The sequence below is a fragment of the Dysgonomonas mossii DSM 22836 genome (assembly GCF_000213575.1).
Taxonomy (GTDB): Bacteria; Bacteroidota; Bacteroidia; order Bacteroidales; family Dysgonomonadaceae; genus Dysgonomonas; species Dysgonomonas mossii.
On record NZ_GL892030.1, the window covers coordinates 1 to 607 of the forward strand.

The following is a 607-nucleotide window of genomic DNA, read 5'->3' on the forward strand; positions in this document are numbered from 1 at the left end:
CCGATGCTCTCACAGTCGCGTTGCCCGATGCTTCCACAGTCGCGTTGCCCCATGCTTCCACAGTCGCGTTGCCCGATGCTCTCACAGTCGCGTTGCCCGATGCTTCCACAGTCGCGCTGTCCGATGCTCTCACAGTCGCGTTGCCCGATGCTTCCACAGTCGCGTTGCCCGATGCTTCCACAGTCGCGTTGCCCCATGCTTCCACAGTCGCGTTGCCCCATGCTCTCACAGTCGCGTTGCCCCATGCTCTCACAGTCGCGTTGTCTACTAGAAGATATCCTTCTGAAATATCTATATTCCCATATATTTTATTGTTGTTAAACTCATTCTCATATAGCTTTATTAATTCTATATCTATAACTTTACGCCTTACTGCAAAATCGAAGTTGTCTTTTATAACTTGCAATAATTCTTCAAAAGATTCTGACTTATATGCTCTTTTGTATTCTGATGTACATGCATCAGCAGCTTTTGCTCTTTTTATGATTTCTTCCTTTAATTCTTTAAAATTAGTTTCCATAATGATATTTTGTTTTAAGTTTAAATTCGTTGCTATGGGAGGACTCGAACCTCCGACCCGTTTCTTTTTGGGTGCATTACTGCGACC

1 protein-coding gene is annotated in these 607 nt (G+C 44.5%); it reads right to left on the bottom strand.

Translation table 11 applies throughout. From position 1 onward, the window contains the following. Window positions 1–520, bottom strand: a 520-nt coding sequence (locus tag HMPREF9456_RS16975) for a hypothetical protein (protein ID WP_221405443.1), incomplete at its 3' end; no start/stop codon positions are given. Between the last annotated feature and the right edge of the window lie 87 nt (window positions 521–607).